General features: G+C 70.0%; 5 protein-coding genes. All 5 read right to left on the bottom strand.

The window, feature by feature from the left end; genetic code table 11:
- Positions 1-2,580 (bottom strand): malto-oligosyltrehalose synthase (treY, locus tag B2284_RS13595; RefSeq protein WP_286697642.1); only part of this gene is annotated, 2,580 nt, incomplete at its 3' end.
- A gap of 77 nt (positions 2,581-2,657) precedes the next feature.
- On the bottom strand, positions 2,658-4,088 hold the full coding sequence (locus B2284_RS13600; RefSeq protein ID WP_006946461.1) for an amino acid permease: 1,431 nt from the start codon (positions 4,086-4,088) through the stop codon (positions 2,658-2,660).
- A 238-nt stretch (positions 4,089-4,326) separates the two neighbouring features.
- On the bottom strand, positions 4,327-7,074 hold the full coding sequence (locus B2284_RS13605; RefSeq protein ID WP_205747148.1) for a DEAD/DEAH box helicase: 2,748 nt from the start codon (positions 7,072-7,074) through the stop codon (positions 4,327-4,329).
- Between the two features lie 87 nt (positions 7,075-7,161).
- Positions 7,162-7,713, bottom strand: a complete 552-nt coding sequence (locus tag B2284_RS13610) for a hypothetical protein (protein WP_074045670.1) — start codon at positions 7,711-7,713, stop codon at positions 7,162-7,164.
- Between the two features lie 107 nt (positions 7,714-7,820).
- On the bottom strand, positions 7,821-8,825 hold the full coding sequence (locus B2284_RS13615) for an SDR family NAD(P)-dependent oxidoreductase (RefSeq protein ID WP_136788815.1): 1,005 nt from the start codon (positions 8,823-8,825) through the stop codon (positions 7,821-7,823).
- Positions 8,826-9,040: the final 215 nt, after the last annotated feature.

Here is a 9,040-nt window from a genome sequence, read left to right on the forward strand (position 1 = left end):
TCCGGCAGGCAGGCTGACGTGGGCATCGGCCAGCGCGCCCGTGCGCAGTGCCCGGGATGCAGCGCGCACCCCGATGACGGCGACGGCGAGCGGAGTCGCGTCCGCCTCGGCGGGCGTCGGTGCGTCAGTCTGCTCGCCGCCCTGGGCGCGCTTGACCAACTTGCTCACCTGACGCCCCGCGGCCTCGACGAGACGCCCGGCCTCGGCGATCTGACGGCGCACCACGGACGCTGCCGGCACCGTCCTCTCGAACGCGACGAGGAACTCGCTGTCGGATTCGAGCGGTTCGTAACCCGACCCCGGGTTCGCCGGCGCATGGACGTCCGCGGCGAGGCAACGCTGCACGAGGCGCGGACGCGAGCCCCCGACGTCGAGGAGCTGCTCGAGTTCGCCGTAGTCGACCGGGCGACGGTTGTCGGGGTCGACGAGGCTGAGCGTCGGACGTTCCGAGCCCTGGTAGGTGTCGGGGATGCCCGGAAGGAACAGCTCGAGCACCTTCTGAGTGTGCCCGGTCAGCGTGATCGCCTCGGCGTTCCGTCGACGCGCGTCGAGGAGGCTGCGGCGTAGATCCGCGGCGAGCGTCTCGGCGGCCGGCGCCGATGCAGCGCTCTCCCCCGTTCGAGGGGCGGCGGCGTCGTCAGCCTCGAGGACAGCGGTGGCGAAGGCGAGCACCTGCTTCTCGTACGCCTCGTCGCCGTCCATCCAGGCCGTGTAGACCTTCGCCTCGCGCAGCGCCTTCGTCAGGTACTCGCTCAGGCGATCCGCGTCGATGCCGAGATCGCGCCGCCCGTGGACGGCGTCGGGTGCGGCGCCGTCAGCATCGGTGGTGTCGAACGGGCCGTAGGCGGTGGAGAATCCAGCGATGGTCTGCCACGCCAGCGCCGCCGCGGGCCGGTCGACGCCCATCGCGTCGGCGAGCGCGAACGCGGCGTCGCTGCACGCCGTCCACGCCTCGTCGTCACCGGCGATCGCGAGCAACGCCGCGCGAACGTCCTCGCTGCGCTTCGTGTCGTGCGTCGACAGCGTCGTCATCGTGCGCGGCCAGTATTCGGCGTTGTGCTGCGCCCAGGCGTTCAGACGGTGCGCGCCGGCGTCCACGAGGACGTCGACGTCGCCGCCGACCTCGTTGAGGGCGGTCAACGCGTGCCACCGGTAGAAGAGGGTGTCCTCGATCGACTTCGCCATGACCGGGCCCCATGTCTGCTGCAGACGCACCGCGAAGTCGGACGCGGCCGGCTCGATGTCGTCGAACTCGTCGGCCCCGGCGTGCGGACGCACGAGCGCGATGCGCTTGAGAGCATCGAGCTCGTCGGCCAGATCGGGGCGGGCCTCGCGCGCGGCCTCGAGCGCCTCGTCGAGGTGGTGCTTCGACTCCGGTGCCATGCGGGCGCCCGGGACGAGGTAGGCGCGGTAGACGGGCGCCGCGACGAGCAGCTCGACGATCGCGGCACGCAGTGCTTCGCGCTGCAGGTCGGGGCGCACCTCGGCGGCGCGACGCGTCAGCCGCTCGACCTCCGGCACGAGACCGTTCTCGACGACGAAGCGCTTCGCCTCGCGCGTCGCAACCTCGACGTCGCGGGCGTCGCCGTCACCGAGCGCACGCTGCCAGCAGGCCTCGATCGTCGGGGCGGCGACGTCATCGGCCAGCGCGGCAGTGATGGCGGCCATCGCGTCGTAACCCGTCGTGCCCGCGCAGGCCCAGTCGCTCGGCAGGTGCTCGCCCGGTTCGAGGATCTTCTCGACCCAGATCGGCGTGCCCCTGCGGCACTCCTGCGTCAGTCGCGCGAGGTATCCGGCCGGGTCGGCCAGTCCGTCCGGGTGGTCGATGCGGAAGCCGTCGATGTGGCCGGCGTGATGCAGTTCGAGCAGCAGCGCGTGCGTCGCGTCGAAGACGTCGTCGGTCTCGACGCGCACGGCGATGAGCTCGTTGACCTCGAAGAAGCGACGATAGTTGAGCACCGCGTCACGATCGCGCCAGAACGCGAGCCGGTAGTGCTGACGCTCGAGAAGCCGGGCGAGTTCGTCGCCCTGCGGCGCCTCGCCGATGCCGTCGAGGGAACCGTCGGCGACGGGGAAGACGTGTTCGTAGTAGCGGATGACGGGTTCGTCACCGCTGCGGTCGAGCGTGATCGAGCCGTCCGCGATCTCCTCGTCGAGCGGCTTGCCGAGGATCGGGACGCCGAGCGCGCCGTCGAGCGCGTCCCAGTCGACGTCGAACCAATGCGCCGTCGAGGCGTCCTTCCCCCCTGCCAGCAGCGCCCACAGCGGCGCGTTGCTCGACTCGGGCGCGACGAACGCCATGTGGTTCGGCACGACGTCGACGACGACACCGAGCCCCAGCTCGTGCGCGGCGTCGGCGAACCGCTCGAACGCTTCGCGGCCGCCCAGCTCCGGGTTGACACGGGTGTGGTCGAGCACGTCATAGCCGTGGACCGAACCGGGGACGGCGGTGAGGATCGGCGAGCAATAGGCGTGCGAGATGCCGAGCTTCTTCAGGTACGGCAACTGCGCGCGGGCAGCGTCGAACGGGAAGTCGGCGTGCAGCTGGAAGCGATAGGTGGACGTCACGGGCGCGCTCATGCCTCCAACCCCACCACCATTCGCGCGGAAAATCGAGTCGGGGCCGCAGCATCCCACCGCAGGGGTGAGGTGGGGCGTCAGGAGGTACGGGCCCGGGCTCGCCCGGCCCGCGTGAGGAGGTACGCGACGAGCAGCACGAGGACCCAGCCACTGCCGATAAGCGCCGCCTGACGCATGTCGTCGACCTCGAACGCGGTGGCCATCACGGCGAGCACGCCGACGACGCCGAGCGCCGCCGTCACACTGCCGCCGGGCAGGTGGACGCTGCCATCGACGTCGCCGCGGCGCTTGAACGCGATGAAGCTGGCGAGGGCGAGCAGCCACGTCACCATGACGGAGAAGATCGCGATGGAGGCGAGCTTGGTGAAGATGTCGGCAACCCCCGTCTGTGCGAGGTAGATCGCGAGGACGAGGCCGAACGTCGAGACGAGCGTGGCCGCGAGCGGCACTCCCCGCAACGTCGTGCGGGCGAGGAATCGTGGTGCGAGACGATCGACGGCGAGCGAGTGCACGAGCCGACCGGCGCCGTACAGCTGCGCGTTGCCCGTGGACAGCGCGGCGACGAGGATGACGGCGTTCAAGATGCCCGCGGCGGCCGGGAGCCCGACGGCGTCGAACGCCTTGACGAACGGGCTCGCCGTCAGGCCCTTCGCGGACGCGACGTCGGTCCAGGCGTTGAGCGTGACGATGAGACCCACCGCGATGACGTAGAACAACCCCAGCCGGGCGACGAGGGCGCGCATCGCGGTGCGGACGCTGCGGCGCGGGTCGTCGGCCTCGGCCGCGGTGATCGGCACGACCTCGACGCCGACGAAGGCGAACATCACGATCGACATCGACAACCAGATCGACTCCATACCACCGGGCATGAACCCGCCGTGGTCGGTGAGGTGAGCGAACCCGGTGGCGGGATGGCCGGGCACGCCGAACAGCACGAGGACGAGCGCGACGAGGATGAACGCGACGAGAGCCGTCACCTTGAGCGTGGAGAAGACGACCTCGGCGCGGCCGAACGCGCGCACGGAGAGCAGGTTGATGACGATGATCGCGAGCGCCACGAGGGCGACGAACACGGAGAGCGACGTCTGCGGCCACCAGTACTGCAGATATGCGCCGGCCGCGACGACCTCGCCGCCGAGCGCGATGACGCTCGCCGCCCAGTAGCACCAGCGAGAGACGTAGCCGGCCCACTCCCCGAGGTAACGCCCCGCGGCGGCGCCGAAGCTGCCCGGCTCGGGGCGGGCGGTCGCCATCTCCGCCATGGCGAGGCCGATGACGGCGATGAGCAGCGCGCCCAGCGCATAGCTGACGACGGCCGCCGGGCCGGCCACCCCGATCGCCGCGCCGGAACCGAAGAACAGGCCCGTGCCGAGCGCCGAACCGAGACCGATCATCAGCATGGTGCGATGCCCGAGGCTGCGCGTCAGGCCACTCGAACCCTCTGAGCTCGCCGGGGCGTCCGTGCTCGCCGAGCCCTCGACCGCGTGGGCGCCGACCTGCTGATCCACCGTGTTCTCCTTCGACGAGCTGGGGTGAGGCGTGGCTGTCTCATTGAATGCGTCGCGCTGGGCACGCTCGTGCGACACCGCGCCGGCCGACAACCGGGTCAGGGTACGTGCTCGACCCGAGCCCGTGCGTTCGGTGTTCGTCGTCAGGGGCTCCCCGTGCTCACAAGATTGGCTCGGCTGCTTTTCGTCCTTGGCCGGTATGCGGCTCTCGATGACCGCCGCTCGTCGCGGACGCGCGTCAGTCCCCGAGGCGGTTGAGGCCGACCACGACGACGAGCGGGACGCCCGCCTCGTCGGAGGCGGCGAGGTCGACCTCCGCGTCGATCCCCCAGTCGTTGTCGTCATCGGGGTCGTGGATGACCTGGCGGATCTCCCATTTGTCGGGCTGCTCGGTGATGCGCAGCATCCTCGGCCCGCGGGCGTCCGCGTCGAGGAGGATCTCGTCATGCTCGTCGTAGTAGGCGCCGAGGTCGGCATCCCACGCGTCGGCATCCATGACGATCTCGGTCGGCGGGTCGGTCGTCGCCGCGACGGCGGCGTCGAGCGCGGCGAGGCCGTCGACGTCGTCGCGCGCTGCGAGCTCGACGCGCTTGAACATCGCCTTGCGGATGGCGACCTTCATCGCGCGCGGGTTGGCCGTGAGGGGACGCTGCTTCAGCACCGTCTCCTGCTGCACCGGCGCGTCACCCGGGTGCGTCAGGGCCTCCCACTCGTCGAGCAGGCTCGAGTCGGTCTGACGGATGACCTCCCCGAGCCACTCGATGAGGTCGGCGAGTTCCTCGTTCTTCTTCGACTCGGGCACGCTCTGACGCAGGGTGCGGTACGCGTCGGTCAGGTAGCGCAGGACGACGCCCTCGCTGCGCGCGAGGTCGTAGAAGCGGATGAGATCGCCGAAACCCCAGGCATTCTCGTACATCTCGCGCACGACGGACTTGGGTGACAGTTCGTACATGCGCACCATCGGCTGGCTCTGCGCGTACGTCTCGAACGCCGCATCGAGCAGGTCGGAGAGCGGCTTCGGCCACGTCACGTCCTCGAGGCGCTCCATGCGCTCGTCGTACTCGATGCCGTCGGCCTTCATCTCGGCGATCGCCACGCCGCGCGCCTTGTGCTGCTGCGCCATGAGCACCGGGCGAGGGTCGTCGAGGATCGACTCGATGACACTGACGACGTCGACCGCGTAGTCCTGCGCGTTCGTGCGCGCCGCGGCGCGTGCGCCCTCGTTCGTCGAGGTGTCGACCTCCGGCGCGTCACCGCGGGCGGGGGCGGCGTCGTCGGGACTCAGCATGTCGAGGACGGCGAGGGCGAACGGTGCGAGCGGCTGGTTGAGCGCGAAGTTGTCCTGCAGGTCGACCGTGAGGTCGACCTGGCGCCCGTCGGCCTGCGGTTCGTCGAGTCGCCGGACGACGCCGGCGGCCAGCATCTCGCGGTAGAGGCCGATCGCGCGGCGAGCGAGCTTCGCCTGCCCCTTGCGATCCTCGTGGTTGTCGCGCACGAGATCGCGCACGGCGACGAATGGGTCGCCGTCGCGGGCGATGAGGTTGAGCAGCATCGAGTGCGTGATGCGCATGCGACTGACGAGCGCTTCGGGCTCGCTCGCGACGATGCGCTCGAAGCTCTCCTCACTCCAGTTGATGAAACCCTCCGGCGGCTTCTTACGCTGCACCTTCTTGAGCTTCTTCGGGTCGTCACCGGCCTTCGCGATGTTGCGCGTGTTCTCGATGACGTGCTCGGGCGCCTGGACGACGACGGTGCCGCTCGTGTCGAACCCCGCACGGCCGGCCCGCCCGGCGATCTGGTGGAACTCGCGCGACTTGAGCATGCGCTGGCGGGTGCCGTCGAACTTCGTCAGGCCGGAGAGCACGACGGTGCGGATCGGCACGTTGATGCCGACGCCGAGCGTGTCGGTGCCGCAGATCACCTTGAGCAGACCGGCCTGCGCGAGCGTCTCGACGAGACGGCGGTACTTCGGCAACATGCCGGCGTGGTGCACACCGATGCCGTGACGGATGAGTCGTGAGAGCGTCTTGCCGAAGCCGGTGGAGAAGCGGAAGTCGCCGATCATCTCGGCGATCCTGTCGCGATCCTCACGGGAGGCGACCTTGAGCGACATGAGCGCCTGCGCGTTCTCCAGCGCCTGGGCCTGCGTGAAGAACACGACGTAGACGGGCGCCTGACGCGTCTCGAGCAGCTCCTCGATCGTCTCGTTGAGTGGTGTCGTCGACCAGTGATAGCTGAGCGGCACGGGACGCTCGGCCCCCGCGACGGTGACGGAGGCGCGGCCTGTGCGACGCGTCATGTCCTCCTCGAAACGGCGCACGTCACCGAGCGTCGCGGACATGAGCAGGAACTGCGCCTGCGGCAGTTCGAGCAGCGGCACCTGCCACGCCCAGCCGCGATCGCCCTCGGAGTAGAAGTGGAACTCGTCCATGATGACGAGGCCGATGTCGGCGTCCTCGCCCTCGCGCAAGGCGATGTTGGCGAGGATCTCCGCGGTGCAGCAGATGATGGGCGCGTCGGCGTTGACCGAGGCATCGCCCGTCAGCATGCCGACGTGCTCGGCACCGAAGATCTCGCACAGCGCGAAGAACTTCTCGCTCACGAGAGCCTTGATCGGCGCGGTGTAGAAGCTCACCCGGTCGCCTGCGAGCGCCGCGAAGTGCGCCGCCGTCGCGACCATCGACTTACCCGAGCCCGTGGGCGTCGCGAGGATGACGTTCTTGCCGTCGAGCACCTCGATGATGGCCTCTTCCTGGTGCGGATAGAGGCTGAGGCCACGATCGCCCGCCCAGGCGGTGAACTCCTCGTAGATGCGGTCGGCGTCAAACGTCTTCGGCAACCGCTGCGTCAGCGTCTTGACGCGCGGGTTCGCCTCCCGCGCAGCGGCATCCGCGGACGCGGCGAAGTCGCCCGCGACGTCCTGCGCGCCGGGGTGGACGGTCTCGACAGCGCCGGCCACGGCGTCGTCGGGCGATTCGTTCGTCATGTCAGCCTTGCTGCTCGGTGTGGTCGACGGGGCATCCCGCTGCGCGAAGTCGTCGTGCGGGATCGCGGACGAGGTCGAGGGCGCGGCTCACCAGATGTGGCGCTGGCCCGGCAACAGCCGCAGGTCGCCGTACTCGAAGGTGCGCTTGCGCGACTTGCCCTTGCCCTTGACGGGCGCGAGCACCATGAGCTGCACACCCTCGGCGTGCTCGAGGTCGACGCGCACCGCGTCACCGAACTCGGGCACGACGACGTACAGGACGATGGCCGTCGCGCGCTGCGCGACCGTGCGGTTCTCGTTCTCGGCGCGCACCGCGAGGACGCGGCGCAGCTCGGCCAGCACCGCTTCGGGCTCGGGCTGCTCGCCCAGCGCGGCGGGGTCGGCGAAGACGACGTCGACGTCCGGCGCGACGGCCTGGTTGCTCGCGGCCGTCGGCTCACCGGTGGAGTCGATCGTCGGTTCGCCGTCGACCGACATCGCGAACGGGTAGAACTCGCCGTTCTTCTCGAGGTGCTCCATCGCCGCGCCGAGCGCTGCGGAGAGCAGTTCGTCGAGGTCGGCCTGCGCCTGCGGTGACGCGACGTCGCGCCACGTGCCGTTCGAGCGGTCGTCGGATGCTGCGGGGGTGTCGTTCACCATCGGTGCGCCTCCTCGGCGTCGGTGTGGTCGGGTTCTCCTCGTCGACAACAACCCAACCACATCACGCCGACAACCCCGGAATCCCGCCAAATCCGAGCCCCTGAGGCTCAGGCGGCCGACCACCCGCCGTCCGAGGTGAGCACCGCGCCGTTGATGTTGGTCGAGTCGTCGCTCAACAGGAAGGTGATCGAGGCGGCAAGCTGCGCCGCGTCCGCGATGCCCGGCATGATGACGCGCGCCGGCGCGAGACGCGACTCGCCGAATTCCGACATCGTGCCCTGCATCGGAATGCCGGTCGCGACACCACCCGGTGCGAGCGCGTTGACTCGCACGCCATCGCGCGCGTACATGAACGCGCAGCTCTTCGTCAGGCCGATGACGGCGTGCTTCGACGCCGTGTACGCCGCGCCCGAGGCGCCGCCACGCAGGCCCGCCTCGGAGGTGACGATGACGACCGAGCCGCGTCGCGCCTGCAGCATCCCGGGCAGAACGGCACGTGTCAGGCGCATGACGGCGTCGACGTTGACGGCGAAGACGCGCTGCCACACGTCGTCGTCGACCTCGTGCAACGGCGCGAAGTCGTCGTTGATGCCGGCGACGTTGGCGAGTGCGTCGATCGGGCCATCCGCGGCGTCGAGCACCTGCTGCGCGGCGTCAGGTGCCGTGAGGTCGAGGGCGAGCGGGACGAAGCGCTCCTGCCCCATTGCGTCGCGGGCCGCCGTCAGCTTGGCGCCGTCGATGTCGACCGCGATGACGCGCCCACCCTCGGCGACGACCCGCTGCGCGCAGGCCAGACCGATGCCGCCGCCGGCACCGGTGATGACGACGCTCTGCCCGTCGAAGCGGCCCGGCGTGATGCGTTCGACCCACAACCCGGACGCCTCCGGCAGCTCCCCACCGTTCGCGGCGCGCAGGAGATCGTCGACGACTGACTGCGGCATCTGGCCGCCGCTCAATGCGACGAGCTGCTGCAGCGGCATCGTCAGGGCCGGCCCGAGCGCTCCCTCGTCGGTGCCGGAGGCGGCCAGCATCTCGCGGATCGCCGGTCCGCCCGTCGGGTGCTCCAGCCATTCGCCGATCGTGTGGCCGGCGGTGATCGGGGTGTTCGTCATCGTCTTCTCCAGATCTGAGGCGCCCACGGCGCCCGAGGGGTTCGGTGTCGATCGAACAGCAAGGGCTCCTCATCGCCCCCTTCGATCGTGTCACCTCGACGGGGCGCGTGGATGAGGTCTGGGCGGACGTTCATGTGTTCGTCGATCTGTCAAGGCTGCCCGTCGTCGGGGGAGGCGACCATCTGTCGACGGGTATGCGACGCTGCAGCGACGCG

Source organism: Dermacoccus sp. UBA1591 (assembly GCF_002322065.1).
Taxonomy (GTDB): domain Bacteria; phylum Actinomycetota; class Actinomycetes; order Actinomycetales; family Dermatophilaceae; genus Dermacoccus; species Dermacoccus nishinomiyaensis.

Coding starts and splice junctions, on each gene's coding strand:
- B2284_RS13605 (WP_205747148.1), bottom strand. CDS start 7,074: ATGACGAACGAATCGCCCGACGACGCCGTGGCCGGCGCTGTCGAGACC.
- B2284_RS13610 (WP_074045670.1), bottom strand. CDS start 7,713: ATGGTGAACGACACCCCCGCAGCATCCGACGACCGCTCGAACGGCACG.
- B2284_RS13615 (WP_136788815.1), bottom strand. CDS start 8,825: ATGACGAACACCCCGATCACCGCCGGCCACACGATCGGCGAATGGCTG.